This window comes from Clostridium sp. E02, from assembly GCF_003833015.1.
In the GTDB taxonomy this organism is placed as follows: Bacteria; Bacillota; Clostridia; order Lachnospirales; family Lachnospiraceae; genus Lacrimispora.
Genome location: NZ_RJLQ01000028.1, coordinates 23320 through 38692 on the forward strand (window position 1 = coordinate 23320; position 15373 = coordinate 38692).

Annotated in this window: 15 protein-coding genes; 13 read left to right on the forward strand and 2 right to left on the reverse strand. The window is 41.0% G+C overall.

Translation table 11 applies throughout. From position 1 onward, the window contains the following. The first annotated feature begins 18 nt into the window (after positions 1 to 18). On the forward strand, positions 19 to 909 hold the full coding sequence (locus tag EFT72_RS17345; protein ID WP_124068175.1) for an alpha/beta hydrolase: 891 nt from the start codon (positions 19 to 21) through the stop codon (positions 907 to 909). Between the two features lie 69 nt (positions 910 to 978). Here EFT72_RS17345 and EFT72_RS17350 read toward each other — a convergent pair whose 3' ends face one another. Further along, a complete protein-coding gene (locus EFT72_RS17350) occupies positions 979 to 1767 on the reverse strand; it encodes an adaptor protein MecA (protein ID WP_124068176.1) in 789 nt (262 codons plus the stop codon). Between the two features lie 295 nt (positions 1768 to 2062). Between EFT72_RS17350 and EFT72_RS17355 the strand changes: the two genes are divergently transcribed. From EFT72_RS17355 to EFT72_RS17375, 5 genes are all read left to right on the forward strand, one after another. Beyond that, on the forward strand, positions 2063 to 3502 hold the full coding sequence (locus tag EFT72_RS17355) for a serine/threonine-protein kinase (protein ID WP_124068177.1): 1440 nt from the start codon (positions 2063 to 2065) through the stop codon (positions 3500 to 3502). Next, a complete protein-coding gene (locus tag EFT72_RS17360; protein WP_124068178.1) occupies positions 3499 to 4116 on the forward strand; it encodes a hypothetical protein in 618 nt (205 codons plus the stop codon). Before EFT72_RS17355 ends, EFT72_RS17360 begins: the two co-directional genes overlap by 4 nt. A 29-nt stretch (positions 4117 to 4145) precedes the next feature. Then, entirely contained in the window at positions 4146 to 4391 is a 246-nt protein-coding gene (locus tag EFT72_RS17365) for a hypothetical protein (RefSeq protein ID WP_124068179.1), read from the forward strand. A gap of 201 nt (positions 4392 to 4592) precedes the next feature. After that, on the forward strand, positions 4593 to 6266 hold the full coding sequence (locus tag EFT72_RS17370; protein ID WP_124068180.1) for a glycosyl hydrolase family 18 protein: 1674 nt from the start codon (positions 4593 to 4595) through the stop codon (positions 6264 to 6266). A 77-nt stretch (positions 6267 to 6343) separates the two neighbouring features. Beyond that, positions 6344 to 7039, forward strand: coding sequence for an N-acetylmuramoyl-L-alanine amidase (locus EFT72_RS17375; protein WP_124068181.1), 696 nt, complete (start codon positions 6344 to 6346; stop codon positions 7037 to 7039). 72 nt (positions 7040 to 7111) lie between these two features. Here the strand turns inward: EFT72_RS17375 and asnA are convergent, their stop codons facing one another. Beyond that, positions 7112 to 8119 carry an aspartate--ammonia ligase gene (gene asnA / locus EFT72_RS17380; RefSeq protein WP_124068182.1) on the reverse strand — a complete coding sequence of 336 codons (1008 nt, stop codon included), beginning with the start codon at positions 8117 to 8119 and terminating at the stop codon, positions 7112 to 7114. Positions 8120 to 8299: 180 nt separating this feature from the next. On the opposite strand from asnA, the gene EFT72_RS17385 reads away from it, so the two are divergent. The 7 genes from EFT72_RS17385 to EFT72_RS17420 all read left to right on the forward strand — a co-directional run bounded on the left by EFT72_RS17385 (position 8300) and on the right by EFT72_RS17420 (position 15241). Further along, positions 8300 to 9382: an L-threonylcarbamoyladenylate synthase gene (locus EFT72_RS17385; protein WP_124068183.1), complete on the forward strand. Its 1083-nt coding sequence runs from the start codon at positions 8300 to 8302 to the stop codon at positions 9380 to 9382. Beyond that, on the forward strand, positions 9379 to 9873 hold the full coding sequence (locus tag EFT72_RS17390; RefSeq protein ID WP_124068184.1) for a dCMP deaminase family protein: 495 nt from the start codon (positions 9379 to 9381) through the stop codon (positions 9871 to 9873). Before EFT72_RS17385 ends, EFT72_RS17390 begins: the two co-directional genes overlap by 4 nt. 1 nt (position 9874) lies before the next feature. Next, a complete protein-coding gene (locus tag EFT72_RS17395) occupies positions 9875 to 11611 on the forward strand; it encodes a B12-binding domain-containing radical SAM protein (protein ID WP_124068185.1) in 1737 nt (578 codons plus the stop codon). Beyond that, positions 11608 to 12276 (forward strand): endonuclease III, encoded by a 669-nt coding sequence (nth, locus tag EFT72_RS17400; protein ID WP_124068186.1) that lies wholly within the window; start codon positions 11608 to 11610, stop codon positions 12274 to 12276. Before EFT72_RS17395 ends, nth begins: the two co-directional genes overlap by 4 nt. After that, entirely contained in the window at positions 12273 to 12995 is a 723-nt protein-coding gene (locus EFT72_RS17405; RefSeq protein ID WP_347561901.1) for a 3'-5' exonuclease, read from the forward strand. Before nth ends, EFT72_RS17405 begins: the two co-directional genes overlap by 4 nt. Before the next feature lie 179 nt (positions 12996 to 13174). Further along, complete coding sequence (locus tag EFT72_RS17415) at positions 13175 to 14662, forward strand: VanW family protein (protein ID WP_124068188.1); 1488 nt, start codon at positions 13175 to 13177, stop codon at positions 14660 to 14662. Positions 14663 to 14668: 6 nt separating this feature from the next. Next, the gene (locus EFT72_RS17420) at positions 14669 to 15241 is read left to right on the forward strand and encodes an AIR synthase-related protein (RefSeq protein WP_124068189.1); all 573 of its coding nucleotides are present in this window, start codon (positions 14669 to 14671) and stop codon (positions 15239 to 15241) included. Positions 15242 to 15373 lie beyond the last annotated feature (132 nt).

Below are 15373 nucleotides of genomic sequence, written 5' to 3' on the forward strand. Positions count from 1 at the left end.
GAAGGAGAGTAGATCGCCATGAGTCTGAAGGCAGATATGGCAAAATATGTTGCTAAAATTAGAAAAACAGACCGTAAAATGGCTCATTTATTGGAGCATCCCAAAAGGGGGGGGAAGGACCTTTTACAGGAGACTTTTACAAAAAAGGTTCGGGTAAAGGATTGGGATCAGGATGGATTTCGCTGTGTCACTATAAACGGAAGTTATGCGCAAAATAAACATATCCTTATGATCCCAGGAGGTGCGTATACGCTAGAGCCTTCTGCCCGTTATCGACAGATCGCAGAATACTTTGCACAAAATGGAGGATTTCGGGTAACCATTGTCCTCTGTCCACTGTCTCCTGAGTATACGGCATCTACCGTACACCAGTACTTAAACCAAGTTTACTGGAAGTTGATTTTCGATTATCCTACAGATGAAATGTTTTTGTTCGGCGATTTTTCGGGAGGAGGACTGGCGTTGTCATTTTTACAGGAACTGAGGAGACAAAAAGAGCTTCCCCTTCCGGTTAAAACTGCAGTTGTCTCCCCATGGCTTGATTTAAGCCTTAAAAACCCAAAGATAAAAATTGCAAAAAAAACAGACTTCGTTCTTCCTGTGGAAGCATTACGGGAAGTGGGAAACCGGTACCGTGGGTCGATTGATGTAGAAGACCCTCTCGTCTCTCCGTTCTATGGAGACTTCAATGATTTGGGGAGTATTTTGATTTTCTCTGGGACAGAGGACAGTATGACGCCGGACTGCGAACTACTAGCAGAAAAGGCAGAAGGTCTGACTGGAACGGAATTGATTTACAAAAAAGGTGCGGGGATGATTCATGACTGGATTTTGATTCCGTGTCGGGAATCAGATGCCACATTGGATCTGATCTCCATTTATTTTCAAAAAGAATGGATTGAATTCTAAAATAAGGTTCGGCCCTTTTAGGGTCGGACCTCATTTGTTTGTGATGAAGTAATAGAAAAAAGGAACGGATTAAAGCTTTGAAAGGGACTGAAGAGCGTGCCCCTCAATCAAAATCTCGTAATGTTCCCTGTAGTACGCTTCAGACGCGTAATCCTGATGAATCTTTGACCCGTATTCGGCAAGCAGATTGCAGATTCTGCTAAAGTCCAGAGACTTGTCAGGTGTGTTTTTGATAACCAGATAATATTGTCTGGAATTGGGTTTTTTGTATAAAGTATTTTCACCATCATAAACCTGTCCGATGGTCTTTGCTGCATCTGATATCTGATCCAGGCTTTGAAAACGATAGATTCGTATTGCAGAAGCACTGGGATTTTGTTTTCGTTTTTTCGTTGTTTTTTCGCTCTCTTCTTTTACAGCATCTGTTTCTTCTTCTGTTTCTTCTTCTGTTTCTTCTTCGACGTCTGTTTCTTCTTTTTTATCAATTCCCAACAAATTTAAAAGTCCATCGGCACCTTCTAATATCTCACTTGCCAGATCTTCCGGCATGGAATCTAAATCTTCATCCGTTGTTGGTGAAAATTTTGCAAATCTAGTATCTAGTTCCTCAGGGTCTTCAATTTTGGTGATGACTAACATCACACTTTCGTTAGATAACGGAATCGCTTCTACCATAAGAGGTATATCTTCGGCTTCGAATCCCACTTCGTTAGAGGCTTTTTGAATCATCTCGCGGAACAGGTTACGTGCTTTTTCACTGCCGTAGGCAAGCTCGCCCAGATTTAAGTTTCGGACGCTTAGATCAAAACTGGTAAGCGTACAACGAATCTGATTTTCATTAATACGTTCTATCTTCATAGGATCACTTCCTGTTCTTCTAAAAATCGTAATGAATATTTACACAATTCTTCAACTTAACTATACTATATATTATAGCAAAAAGGCAATTACTATGTGAAAAAATTTATATAATTTTAAGGTTTTGCTACAAAAACGAGGGATTCTTATGAATTGCTTGGGACTTGCGATACTTATTTTAATAAAAACAAATGTTTTGTTGAAATTTTAACATCGTACCTTTTTATAAAAATACTGTTGTTGTAGAAAAAATACTTGATAAATCATTAATAGTATATTAGAATAGGCACAAGAGATGATAGTTTGCAGACATAAGGAGGCGATAGAAGTAAGCACCGTTTTATTTGGCAAATATCAGCTATGCGGCATCTTAGGAACCGGTCAGGAAGGATGTGTATATCTGTCGGTTCATCTTGGGCTTGAGGAGTATCGGGCGATTAAGCGGGTACCCAAAAGCTTTCTTAATTATGAACAATTCAGGCGTGAGGCTCTTGTTTTAAAAGAACTGCGCCATCCAGGAATCCCCATTGTCTATGACGTAGAAGAAGACGAATCTTATAGTTATTTAATTGAAGAGTATCTGGAAGGAGAATCTCTTTATGATCTTGTAAAATCACAAGGTCATCTATCGCGGGAGCTGACCATATTCTATGGAATTCAGCTAGCCAGCATTATCAGTTACCTGCATCTCGCAGGATCAAACCCCATTTTACATTTGGATTTACAGCCGAAAAACCTGTTATTATGCCAGTGCCAATTAAAACTGGTTGATTTTGGACTTGCTGGATCAATTGATCAGGCAAATATGCCAGGAGATCGTTACGGTACCGTTGGATGTGCAGCACCAGAACAGTATCTAAAAGATGGAATTCTGGATGAAAGGACAGACATATATGCTATTGGTTCCATCCTTCATTATTTATATACAGGTAGATTTCCCACACTGCCTTTTCAACCGGATTCCTCGATGAACAAGGATCTGGCAGCTGTAATAAGAACGTGCGTACAGGAAGAAAAAGAGGAACGATTCTCATCGGCTAATGAGTTATTAGAACGACTCAACCAGTTAAAAAATGCAGAAATGGCTGCAAAAACACGTCTGACAGCATCATCTCTTACCATTGCTCTCATTGGGAGCAAGTCAGGGGCAGGAACCACCCATATGGGAATCGCTCTGTCTATATTTCTTAAAAATCACGGATCTCCCAATTTATTTGTAGAAAAACAAGATACCGGCCTAGGTGCCGGACGATTCGATGCAGCAAAAGGCAAAAGGGATCAATACGGGCTCATGCGTTACAGAGGGCTGGTATTAAAACCTTATTACGGACCTGGAGTCAAGTTAAAAGATCCCCCCTTTTCCCTGCGGATTTTAGACTGCGGGAAAAATATGGAACTTGCAGTCCGATCCGATCCGGATGGAATCATCTTAATTTGTGATGGCAGCGTCTGGAATAGAAAAAATTCCATAGATGCCATTCATTCAATGAAAAAAAACAAGATTACCCATGTAGTAGTGTTTAACCATTTGGGAAAAGAGCTTAGGCTTCCTAGAGAATTTTCTTCTTCTCTATTTTTTCGAGCACCGTATTTTAAGGATCCTTTTTCTCCGGGTACCGAGGTGCAGTCTTTTTATAAGGTACTCCTAGAAGAATTATTAAAGGATCAGACGTTAAAGCCTAAAACCATTAAGGGTAGGATCAGACAGATCTTTGAAAGGAAAAAAGAGTCATGAAGGAGCGATTCAAACACCGGTGGAAGCTGTTTCGTTCCAAAAAGAAGCAAGAAGAACAGGTGACCATCGGAATCATAGGAGCGGGAAGGAGCGTAGGGGTCACCCACTTTGCGTTTATGTTAGCTGGATATTTAAGTGGTGTGGAACGAAAAACCTGTGCTGTTTTAGAATGGAACCGCCATGGAGACTTAAATTCCATGAAACGTGTATGCAGCAAAGACAATGGTAAGAATGGATTTTTTCGGGTACTTGAAACCGATTGCTACGCATCGGCTGATATAAATACCTTGTTATTGTGTAAAAAGTCCGAATATCAGACCTTGGTTGTGGATTATGGGTCGGTAAGTGAAGGGAATTTAAAAGAGTTTTTAAGATGCGACAGACAATTTGTTGTGGGAAGCCTAAGTGAGTGGCAGATGAGCGAGTTTGTGGATTTTGAACGTAATAGGACACAAGCTGAAAAGAGCTGGGAAAGCTTGCTGTCATTTGGGAGTGAGGAAGCCAGAAAAAATATGGAAAAGAAGCTTCGGTTTCCGGTTAGACGAATTCCTTTATCCGTAGACCCATTTATAATCACCAGTGAGATCATAGATTTTTATAAGCAATTATATTAAATAGGGGAGAGAGGCAGGAGAGGGCTAAAATGAGTGAAAAAACCGTTGGTAAAAGAAACGAAAGCACACAAAAAGAACAGTATCTGAGAGGACTGAAAAGGTATAGGAAGCAGGGAATTCCCATTTTAATTGACGGGGAAGAACTTCCAGAAGAAGATTGGGGTAAAATTTTTGAAGTAAGGGAGGATAATTTCTTTTATATGGCTGATTTTGTTCCGAATGAGAAAACTGGAAAGCTTCAGGAGATAAGATTTGACCAGGTATACAATCATTAGGAGAAGATAAGCTACATGGGATGTGAATCAGGATATCATCTTCAGCCGGAAGAGCGTTTGATTCCCATCAGGGCGGGGAAGGGGATTTGGAAGGAATGTAATGAAAAATTAAACTTTACATCGAAAAAATTATGATATAATCAATGGAATATACGGCCAAAATCAAACCGATCTATAAGAACCGTAGCAGGAGGTATGCAGATGATGAGAAGAACCACGCCGTTCTTAGCTGTACTGGGATTGATTATGCTGATAATCGCTGGTTTTATTGGAACTCGATTTCTGAAGCAGTTGATCCCTACGAAGGAACAGGCGGATTTAACAAAGCTCCTTGGAGTTGAAGGCGATGAAGTGGCACTTTATCTCAATGAGGAACTTCAGGAGAAGAAAGGAATCTTTGTAAAAGGACAGACTTATCTTCCGATTCAATGGATCAATCAAGAATTAAACGAACGATTTTACTGGGATAACAATGAAAAACTGCTGGTATATGCCCTGCCGAATTCCATTGTCTATGCGGATTCTACCTCAAAAGGTATTTCTGGGAATCCCCTGATCCTTCTTGACAAGGGTGTTGTTTATTTGTCCATTGGCTTGGTTGCGAACTATACAGATATTAAAGTGTCCGCCTATGATACCGCTTTACACAAGCGGATATTTATCAATAATAGATGGGATCAAAAAGAGATGGCATTGGTTAAAAAAGATGGGAATGTAAGAGTAAAAGGCGGAATTCGAAGCCCCATTGTCACCAGTGTTTTAAAGGGAAGTCAGGTGACTGTTTTAAAATCAATGAAAACCTGGGATCAGATCCGCACAGCAGATGGGTTTATTGGTTACATAGAACGAAGAAGATTAGGGACAAGAAAAAATGAAACTCCAGTCAGTACCTTTAAAAAACCAGTGTATAAAAATATTTCTATGAATGAACCGGTTTGCCTTGTATGGCATCAGATGACAAATCCCGATGGGAATAAAACGTTTGATCAACTGGTTGGTAATACGAAAGGGGTCAATGTTATATCTCCTACCTGGTTTGAATTAAAAGATAACGAAGGAAACTTTATTTCTCTTGCAGACAAAGAATATGTGAAAAAAGCGCATAAAAAGGGCATGCAGGTCTGGGCACTGATGAATAATTTTAATTCGGATGTGAATACAGAAATTTTGATGGGAAAGACCTCTGCCAGAAGAAAACTGATTGAAGGACTGATGAAAGAAGTAGAAACATATCAGATTGATGGCATAAATTTGGATATTGAAGGAATCAAAGAAGAGGCTGGTGTCCATTATGTCCAGTTTATTCGGGAATTGTCAGTAGCCTGCAGGGAAAAAGGAATTGTTTTGTCTATAGATAATTATATTCCGACTGCTTCCAATGCATTTTATAATCGGAAAGAGCAAGGGATTGTGGCTGATTATGTCATTATCATGGGATACGATGAACACTATGCAGGTGGAGACGCTGGGTCGGTTGCTTCTATTTCATATGTGCAACAAGGAATTAAAGATACTCTTCTTTATGTACCCAAGGAAAAGGTGATCAATGCCATTCCCTTCTATACCAGGATCTGGGCAGAAGGAGGGGAGGGGAAGGTATCTTCTTCCGCCGTTGGCATTGCCAGAGCCAAAGAGTGGGTCAAAGATAATAAGATAGAACTGTATTGGCAGGAAGCCCTGGGACAGTATTATGGAGAACAAAAGACCAAAGAAGGTATGAAGAGAATATGGTTAGAGGAGGAACGCTCCATTGGGCTTAAGATGAAGGCAATCAAGCAGCATGATCTGGCTGGAGTGGCTTGCTGGAAACTTGGATTTGAGCCTGCCAGTCTATGGGATGAAGTACGTCTTGATATGGAATTGGAATCTAATTAAGGAAATCACCTATAACCAGTTCTTTTTTATTTCTTATAAAGATATAATTCAATAAGAATAAGTATTGGGTAGAGAACGTGAAGTTAAAAAAATGGGAACCGTTTATGGCGGTGATTTTGCTGTTATTGGTATATGTGATTTCATCTCAGGCCGGAAAAATGGCCGCAGGGAATCAGGTTAAGGCTGATACAAAAAAGCCAGTTGTCGTAATTGATGCGGGGCATGGTGGGAATGACCCTGGCAAGATCGGCATTGATGGTACCCTGGAAAAAGATATTAATCTCCAAATTGCGAAACGTTTAAAGAAATATCTGGAGGCCTCTGATGTCGAGGTGGTGCTTACCAGAGAGAATGATAGCGGTTTGTATTCTGCAAAGGATAACCGAAAAAAGATGGCCGATATGAAAAAAAGGTGTGAAATCATCAATGAGGCGAAACCGGATCTAACGGTTAGCATTCATCAGAACAGTTATCACCAAGAGGGAATATCCGGGGGACAGGTGTTTTATTATAAAAGATCGGAAAAAGGGAAGAGTCTGGCTGAAATAATACAAAAACGGTTTGATTATGTCCTTGGTGAGAAAAACACCAGACTTGCCAAACCAAACGATAATTATTATCTGTTGCTTCATGTAAAAACACCAATTGTGATTGCAGAGTGTGGATTTTTGACCAATTGGGACGAATCGTCACTTTTAAAATCTGAGGAGTATCAGGATCAGCTGGCGTACACCATACATATGGGTATTCTGGAATATTTAAATACCAGATAAGCCTATCAAAAAAAGGAAAGCAGATGCGCATAGGGCATTTGCTTTCCTTTTTTTGATAGGCTTATAATATGTCTATAACAAGATGATTTTGTGTTTTCTACATTCTTCTCTCATCTCTTCTGGCCATAGACTTGCCTGAACTTCTCCAACGTGAACCCGGTTTAATAAAAGCATGCAAAGCCGGGATTGTCCAATTCCTCCGCCAATGGTACAGGGGAGTTCTCCGTTTAGCAACATCCTATGATAAGGAAGCTGACTTCGATCTTCACATCCTGCAATTTTTAGCTGTTTGGCCAAAGAGATTTCATCCACCCGGATTCCCATACTAGAGATCTCCAGAGCACAGTTTAACGGTTCAAACCAAAAAAGGATGTCCCCGTTTAACTGCCAGTCGTCGTAGTCAGGAGCTCTGCCGTCATGAGGCTCTCCCCCTTTTAACTTCTCTCCAATCTTCATAAGAAACACACAACCGTATTCTTTGGCAATTTGATTCTCCCGTTCCTTTGGTGTCCTGTCAGGATAACGGTCTTCCAACTCCTGCGTGGTAATAAATGCAATCTTATCTGGAAGGTGATTAACAGCTTGTGGATACTGATACCAAACCTCATGTTCCATATGTTTGATGATCTTAAAAATCGTTTTTACCGTCTCTTTTAATGTCTCTTCGGTTCTTTCCTCTCGTTTGATAACCTTTTCCCAGTCCCATTGATCCACGTAACAGGAATGAAGATTATCCAGTTCTTCCTCTCTTCTGATGGCATTCATATTGGTGTAGAGACCTTCCCCTGGTTGAAAATCATATTGTTTTAAAGCCATACGTTTCCATTTGGCAAGAGAGTGAACAACTTCCATGGTTTCCCCTGGTATTCCAGGGATATGAAACTGTACGGGATGTTCAACTCCGTTTAGATTATCGTTTAAGCCACTGCTTTGTTCTACAAATAACGGGGCAGAGATTCTCTCTAAGTTCATTTCTTTCCCCAGCTCCTTTTGAAAGGTATCCCGGATGTATTTGATTGCCTTTTGTGTATCCCGGACAGATAACTTCGGGTCATAATATTCTGGTGTGATTAAGTTCATTTTCCATTCCTCCCAACTTAAATATCCCTATCATGGTACCATTATTGGAAGGAACTTACAACCCTTCCTTTTCTTATGCCATATGCCATTTGATGCATCTCATTCCGTGGTAAATACGTTGCATGCAAACAGGGGCTGTGATATGATAAATGGAAGCGAAAAGAAAAGAGTAGATATAGTATGAGAACAAAACGATTGATATTAAAAGAAAATAAACAAACGGTTGAGAGCCAGTTAAAGGAGGCCGCCAATATTATAAAAAACGGCGGTTTGGTCGCATTTCCAACCGAAACTGTTTACGGTCTTGGAGCCAATGCGCTGAACGAAGTGGCGGCAAAAAAGATTTATGAAGCAAAGGGACGACCATCGGACAACCCTTTGATTGCTCATATCGCAGACCAGAAGGACTTAGCCCCTTTGGTTTCTTATGTTTCAGAGGATGGGAAGAAATTAATGGAAGCATTCTGGCCAGGACCGCTGACTTTAATCTTTGCAAAGAGCAGTGAGGTTCCCGGTCAGACGACAGGTGGGCTTGATACGGTTGCCATACGGATGCCAAAACATCCCGTGGCGCGTGAACTTATTCGTCTATCTAAAGTGCCAATTGCCGCTCCAAGTGCCAATACTTCTGGCCGCCCAAGTCCAACCACAGCAGACCATGTGTGGCAGGATTTGGAAGGCAAAATTGAGATGATCCTGGACGGGGGTGCAGTGGGGATCGGGGTTGAGTCAACAATCATAGATGTTTCAACCAATGAGCCTATGATCTTAAGACCCGGAGCGGTCACACAAGAGATGGCTTCTTTGGTTCTTGGCAGAGTGATCAAGCTTGATCCTGCGATAACCGAAGGTCCCTTACTTGGGAATGCAAAACCAAAGGCCCCAGGGATGAAATATAAGCATTATGCACCGAAGGCAGATCTTACCCTGGTGGAAGGGGAGCCGAAAGCGGTGGTATTACAAATTAATAAGCTTGTGAAAGAGAAGTTGGATTCCGGGTTACGTGTCGGTGTGATCTGTACGGGAGAAACCATGGATTCTTATTCCTATGGAATCGTAAGAAGTTTAGGTTTTCGTGCCAAAGAAGAGACAATTGCCCATAATTTGTATGGAGTGCTGCGGGAATTTGATGATTTGGGTGTGGATGTTATCTTTTCTGAAAGCTTTTCCAAAGATCATTTGGGACAGGCCATTATGAATCGGCTTATGAAGGCAGCAGGATATCAGATGATCCATACAGTAGAAGGAGGATTGATGCAATGACTGGGAAACGAGAAGATTATATAACATGGGATGAATATTTTATGGGAGTGGCACTTCTTTCTGCCAAACGGTCAAAAGATCCCAGTACTCAGGTAGGTGCCTGCATTGTCAGCGAAGACAATAAGATCTTATCCATGGGATACAATGGATTTCCATTGGGATGTTCCGACGATGAATTTCCATGGGACAGAGAACATGAATCAGAAGATCCTTATCATACCAAATATTTTTATTCAACCCATAGTGAGTTGAATGCGATCTTAAATTACAGGGGCGGCAGTCTGGAAGGATCAAAGCTTTATGTAACCTTATTTCCCTGCAACGAATGTGCGAAGGCAATTATACAGTCAGGCATTAAAACCATTGTGTATGGTTCGGATAAATATAAAGATACTCCTGAAGTGAATGCTTCCAAGCGTATGCTGAATGCGGCTGGAGTTCGGCATTACCAGTATCACCCTTCTGGAAGAAAAATAGAGATCGAGGTTTAATATGAAATTTTTACTGGCGGCACTCAATGCCAAATACATTCACTCGAATCCTGGAATTTACAGCTTAAAAGCATATGCAGAGGCTCATGGGAAAGAACCAGAACTTTTTGATGGAAGATTTGAGATTGAGATTTCAGAATATACCATCAACAATCAATTGGAGGAGATATTAAAAGATATTTATCTAAGAAAGCCAGATGTAGTTGGATTTTCCTGCTATATCTGGAATCTGTCTTCGATTCTTTTCCTGGTTCAGGACCTTCCGAAGATTCTTCCTGATGTGAAGATCTGGCTGGGAGGTCCTGAGGTGTCTTATGACGCAGCTGCAATATTAGAAAAAGAACCAAATGTGTTTGGAATTATGATGGGAGAAGGGGAAGAGACCTTTTCAAAAGTAGTTCGGTCCTATATCAGGAATACCGCCTTTGATACCATAGATGGTGTGGCAGTTAGAGGGAAAGACAACCAAGTGGTGGTAAATCCTTTAAAAACCGTTGTGGATTTAAATACCATTCCGTTTCTGTATGAAAATCCAGATCTTTTTGAAAATAGGATTGTTTATTATGAAAGCAGCAGAGGGTGTCCATTTTCCTGCAGTTACTGCCTTTCTTCCCTGGATCAATCGGTTCGGCTTCGGGATACCCAGTTGGTACTCAAGGAACTTGACTTTTTCCTTGAGAAACAGGTTCCTCAAGTTAAATTTGTAGATCGGACCTTTAACTGTAAGAGGGAACACACGAAAAAGATCTGGCATCATATTATGGAACATGACAATGGGGTGACAAATTTTCATTTTGAGATTTCAGCAGATCTATTAAACGAAGAGGAGTTAAAACTGATCGCTTGTATGCGTCCGGGGTTAATTCAGCTGGAAATCGGGGTTCAAAGTACCAATCCGGATACCATTGTGGAAATTAGACGAAAGATGAATCTGGAGATTTTAAAACAGGTGGTGGATCGGATACACAGTTTTTCAAATACCCATCAACATTTAGATCTGATTGCAGGACTCCCCTATGAAGACTATGAAACTTTTCGGAATTCCTTTAATCAGGTTTATGCCATGGAGCCAGATCAGCTGCAACTTGGATTTTTAAAGGTATTAAAAGGCTCCTATCTATCGAAAAAGATCGGGGAATATGAACTAGAGCACAGACAGATGCCTCCGTATGAAGTTTTGTCGACCAAGTGGCTTAACTATGGAGAAGTTCTGAAACTCAAGGCTCTGGAAGAGATGTTAGAGATTTACGGGAACAGTGGACAATTTACCAATACAGTTGCTGCGTTATGCTTGGATTTTGAAACGCCTTTTGACATGTTTGAGGCACTTGCAAAATATTATGAAGCAAAGGATCTTTTAAAGATCAATCACAATCGGATGGCAAGGTATGAGATCCTCTGTGATTTTATTGGTAGTTACTTTCCAAAGAAACTGTCTATCTATCAGGACTTACTGGTATATGATTTGTACTTAAGAGAGAATTTAAAAAGCCGTCCGCCCTTTGCATTGGGTCAAGCATTTGCAAAGGAAAAGGTAAGGACTTTCTTTATGGAAGAGTCGAAAACTTTTAACTACCTTTCGGTAGGTTATCAGGGATATGAGGCAAGACAGTTGATGAAAATGGCTCATATAGAAGTGTTTCGGGATGGAAGAGCCGTTTTATTTGACTATAAAAACCGGGATCCCCTCTCTTATAATGCAACCGTTTACGAGATCGGTGTATGGAGGGACGAATGAAAAAAAGAGAGACGAAGGCAGAAAGGGATATCCGGGTTAGGAACGTAATCAATGCCCTAAACCGGGAATATGGAACCGATTATGTCTGCTATTTGAACCATAATACACCCTGGCAGCTTCTGATCGCCGTTATTTTAAGCGCTCAGTGTACCGATGCCAGAGTTAATATGGTAACTCCAGGGTTATTCAAAAAATATGATACATTAAAAAAGTTTGCATTGGCAGATCAAATGGAACTGGAACAGGAGATACATTCTCTTGGATTTTACCGGATGAAAGCCAAGAATATTATATCCTGTTGTCAGGACCTGGTAGAAAAACATCATGGAGAGGTTCCAGATACCATCGAGGAGCTGACGAAACTTGCAGGAGTGGGCAGAAAAACAGCCAATGTCATTCGGGGAAATATTTATAAGGAACCTAGTATTGTTGTTGATACCCATGTAAAGCGGATTTCGAAAAAACTGGGATTTGCCAAGGCAGATGACCCAGAAAAGATTGAATATGAGTTGATGGAAGTCCTTCCCAAAGATCACTGGATTTTATGGAATATTCAGATCATAACGCTTGGCAGATCCATCTGTTTTGCCAGAAATCCAAGATGTATGGAATGTTTTTTGAAAGAACTGTGTCCCAGTGCCCGGACAGAGGAAGGAAAGAAGTGAAAAATCAAGAAGTGCTATCATCCTATATTGCATTAGACTTAGAAACAACCGGTCTGAACCCCAAACGAGATAGAATCATTGAAATTGGTGCAGTCCAGATCGTAAACGGCAAGGTAAAAGATACGTATCAGACATTTGTAAATCCATATAAAAACTTAAGCAAAGAAGTCATGCAGTTAACTGGGATCACAGACGCTCAATTAATAGGGGCACCTGGGATTGGAGACGTAATCGATGATTTTCTAACATTTGCAGGAAAAGAACCTATACTTGGACATCAAGTGATATTCGACTATAGTTTCCTAAAGAGGGCAGTGGTAAACGCCGGATTGGGATTTGAACGTTGTGGTATGGATACTCTTAAGCTGGCAAGAACATTTATGCCAGTGGATATTAAGAAAAATTTAGCTTCAGCCTGCCAGTATTATGGACTGGAACAAAGAGCAAACCACAGAGCGTTTCAGGATGCTTTGGCTGCGCATGAATTATATGAGGAGATGAAGAAACGATTTGCGAAAAGAGAACCTGCCTTTTTTATAGAGAAACCTTTGATTTACAAGGTGAAAAGGGAGCAGCCTGCTGGAAAAAGGCAAAAAGAACACTTGCAGGATCTATTAAAATATCATAAAATAGTTTTATCTGTGCAAATAGACCATATGACCAGAAATGAAATATCCAGAATCACGGATAAAATCATAGCGGAGTATGGAAGAATATAAGAGAGGTGATACAATATGATTAACTTCAAAAATAAAAACAACAGAAAATTTTTATCGATTGCTTTAATTGTGGTAGTAGCATTGCTTATTATTGCTATGGTTTTACCTATGATGTTCAGCTTTTTATAATGCGGTAAAATACCGGGAAGATACAGACACAGTAGAACAGAGGAATGAATATGAAAAAGAAAACTTTGTCCATAGGTCTGGCAGCAGTCGTGCTGGCAGCGGGAATTGGATTATTTTCTCCTGCACATGCTATGGCGGATTCCCTTCCGGATGGGATTTATGTGGGAGACTATAATCTTGGAGGTCTGACGGAAGAAGAAGCAAATCAGAAGATACAAAGTATGGTTCAGGAAATGGAGAGCCAGAAGATTACATTGGTAGTCGATGGTCAGCCCATGGAGACGACAGCAAAAGATTTGGGATTTTACTGGAGCAATCCAGATGCTGTATCACAGGCAGCTTCATCCTGGCAGGGTGGAAACCTGCTTAGCCAATATTTTAATTTAAAGGATATTGAGCATAATCATGTCATCATTCCTTTGGAAACGGCATTGGATCATGATAAACTGGTGGCATTTGTTACAGAACAATGTTCCTCTGTTGTTGCACAGCCAAAAGATGCTTCCATTATCCGGGAGAACGGTGAATTTATAGTCACACCTTCGGTCATTGGAAAACAGGTGGATGTAGAAGCCACAAAGCAAGCCCTAGATGCTGCGCTTGCCAATGGATTAAAGGAACCTGTTACCGCCAATGCAGTGGTTACTGAGGTGAATCCTCGGATTACGACGGAAGATTTGTCTTCCATTCACGATGTACTGGGAACTTTTTCCACTAATTTTTCATCAAGCGGTGCTTCCAGATCTAAGAATCTGAAAGTGGGTTCCGGGAAGATAAACGGACACGTGCTTATGCCAGGAGAAATCTTATCCGGATATGAATCCATGCATCCGTTTACATTATCAAATGGATATGCAACCGCGGGTGCCTATGAAAATGGGCAGGTAGTTGACAGTGTGGGCGGTGGGGTATGCCAGATTTCCACCACTCTATACAATGCCTCATTGCGCGCAGAACTAGAGATCAGTCAGAGACAGAACCATTCCATGGCAATTTCTTATGTTAAGCCATCGGAGGATGCTGCCATTGCAGGAACCTATAAGGATATTAAGATAACCAATAACTACAGTACACCAATTTATATTGAAGGGTACACTTCTGGAAGAACGCTTACCTTCACCATCTATGGAAAAGAAACCAGACCTGCAAATCGGACCTTTCAGTTTGTTTCAGAAACGCTAAGAGTTACAGATCCAGGAGCACCAAAAGAAATTGTGGATCCAACGATGGAGCCGGGAACCAGAAAGCAGGTGCAATCTGCTCATAGGGGAATCAAGTCGAGACTCTGGAAGATTGTATCTGTAGATGGAAAAGAACAAAGTCGTGAAATTCTTCATACCGATACGTACAATGCTTCAAAAGCGATTATCAAAGTTGGACCAGCGGCACCAGCAGTCGTAGAACCAGTAGACCCTCCGCAGATGCCGGTTGAAGAGATACCGACACCCCAAACTGAGGCGGAGACCAGTGCCGTTATCGGACCTGGTGGAGATATAATGCCACAAGATAACGGTTGGGAATCAGGACCGGGAGTATAGGAAGGCATGAGAAAGATTGATAGAGAAAATACCGGATGGGTTAAACCAGGTCAGGACCTTGTGGTGGTCGGATATGCTGGATATGCCGGAACGGTTCTTATTGTACAAAATAAAAAAGAGGAACTATATCAGTGGTTTTCAAAAAGCTACATTGATGGAATCCTAACACAGGATAAGGAATCGAATCAAAAGGTCCCTTCTAGCTTTAAAGAGCTAGGAGCTTCTGACTGGGAAGAAGTGACGGAGGGCGGAATACTAAAAGCTCTCTGGAATCTTTCCGGTGCTTATATGACGGGAATCCGTGTTTCTCTTCTTAACATTCCGGTGAGGCAGGAAACGATAGAAATCTGCGAGCGGTACGATCTAAACCCGTATCGCCTTTTTTCTACCGGATGCGTTCTTTTGACAGCAGATCATGGAGAAGATTTGGTATCCGCGTTAAAAGAACAGGGCGGCCACGGAGCTGTGATCGGTAAAGTAACTGGTGGGATCAAACGGACCATAGAACATGGAGGGAGTGTTGCCTATTTAGACCGTCCCACAGAGGACGAATTGTATCAAGTATTATCATCCATTTAATGATCAGTCCAGCTAATAAATGTCAATAGTGAATTAAAAAATATTTGATATTTACAATGAAACAAAATAGGGCAACTTTAATAGACCCTTTGATATTTCATCAAGTGGCTGGCTCGAAGGAGGTATTCATTA

Coding starts and splice junctions, on each gene's coding strand:
- EFT72_RS17345 (WP_124068175.1), top strand. CDS start 19: ATGAGTCTGAAGGCAGATATGGCAAAATATGTTGCTAAAATTAGAAAA.
- EFT72_RS17350 (WP_124068176.1), bottom strand. CDS start 1,767: ATGAAGATAGAACGTATTAATGAAAATCAGATTCGTTGTACGCTTACC.
- EFT72_RS17355 (WP_124068177.1), top strand. CDS start 2,063: ATGATAGTTTGCAGACATAAGGAGGCGATAGAAGTAAGCACCGTTTTA.
- EFT72_RS17360 (WP_124068178.1), top strand. CDS start 3,499: ATGAAGGAGCGATTCAAACACCGGTGGAAGCTGTTTCGTTCCAAAAAG.
- EFT72_RS17365 (WP_124068179.1), top strand. CDS start 4,146: ATGAGTGAAAAAACCGTTGGTAAAAGAAACGAAAGCACACAAAAAGAA.
- EFT72_RS17370 (WP_124068180.1), top strand. CDS start 4,593: ATGATGAGAAGAACCACGCCGTTCTTAGCTGTACTGGGATTGATTATG.
- asnA (WP_124068182.1), bottom strand. CDS start 8,119: ATGAACTTAATCACACCAGAATATTATGACCCGAAGTTATCTGTCCGG.
- EFT72_RS17385 (WP_124068183.1), top strand. CDS start 8,300: ATGAGAACAAAACGATTGATATTAAAAGAAAATAAACAAACGGTTGAG.
- EFT72_RS17390 (WP_124068184.1), top strand. CDS start 9,379: ATGACTGGGAAACGAGAAGATTATATAACATGGGATGAATATTTTATG.
- EFT72_RS17395 (WP_124068185.1), top strand. CDS start 9,875: ATGAAATTTTTACTGGCGGCACTCAATGCCAAATACATTCACTCGAAT.
- nth (WP_124068186.1), top strand. CDS start 11,608: ATGAAAAAAAGAGAGACGAAGGCAGAAAGGGATATCCGGGTTAGGAAC.
- EFT72_RS17415 (WP_124068188.1), top strand. CDS start 13,175: ATGAAAAAGAAAACTTTGTCCATAGGTCTGGCAGCAGTCGTGCTGGCA.
- EFT72_RS17420 (WP_124068189.1), top strand. CDS start 14,669: ATGAGAAAGATTGATAGAGAAAATACCGGATGGGTTAAACCAGGTCAG.